The organism is Streptomyces sp. GC420, from assembly GCF_009916105.1.
GTDB lineage: Bacteria > Actinomycetota > Actinomycetes > Streptomycetales > Streptomycetaceae > Streptomyces.
Window position 1 is genome coordinate 1 of the sequence record NZ_JAAAXQ010000806.1, and the last position, 726, is coordinate 726.

Below are 726 nucleotides of genomic sequence, written 5' to 3' on the forward strand. Positions count from 1 at the left end.
GCGTAGCACATGCCGTGTGCCCGGTGCGTGCGGCTGCTGCTTCGCGCGCCCGCTCCGGACCGGTACCGACCGTGCGGGGCCGGGCGTCGAGGAGGGAGCGGCGCAGGTGGGCCCCAGGGCGAGGCGCCGGGCAGTCGCCGGATGGTTGCAGGAGACCGTGCGGGTGATGATCCGTCCACCAGGGACGCGTTCGCGGCGGCGGCGCAGGTAGCCGTGGGCTTCGAGTTCGCGCAGGGCGGCGGCGATCCGGGCCGCGCCTTCGGGGAAGCGGGCGGCGAGGGTCTTGATGTCGACGCGGGCCCCGGCGGGCAGTGACTGGATGTGCACGGCCAGCCCGATCGCGAGCAGCGACAACTCCCGGTGCTGGGCGAGGTGGTTGCCGATCACCGTGAAGCGTGTGGTGTGGTGGGTGTTGTCGTGCACCACGCCGGAGGGATGCCCGCCACCGAGGGGATGGGGCCGGTGCGGCCGTGCCCCGGTCCGGGGTTGTTTGCCGTCAATGCGGGTCTGGGCGTGCGGGGGCACGCTAGGGTCTTTCGTGTCCATCGGGAAGCTCTCTCTTCCTCGGTGGTCAGGCCCTCGCATTGGGATGGCAGTCCCGGCGGGGGCCGTCGCATGTCTGCGGTTGTGTCGTGCCGAGCGTAGGACAGGCAACGGCTCCCCAAACCGCCCAAGTCGGTGATGTTCACCCGCGCGAGTGAGCGTGAGCGGCGGGAGGGATGGGAG

The 726-nt window shown here is 71.9% G+C and carries 1 pseudogene; it reads right to left on the reverse strand.

The features are described 5' to 3' along the window. Positions 1 to 546: pseudogene (locus GUY61_RS38730) on the reverse strand (helix-turn-helix domain-containing protein); the annotation flags it as partial. Between the last annotated feature and the right edge of the window lie 180 nt (positions 547 to 726).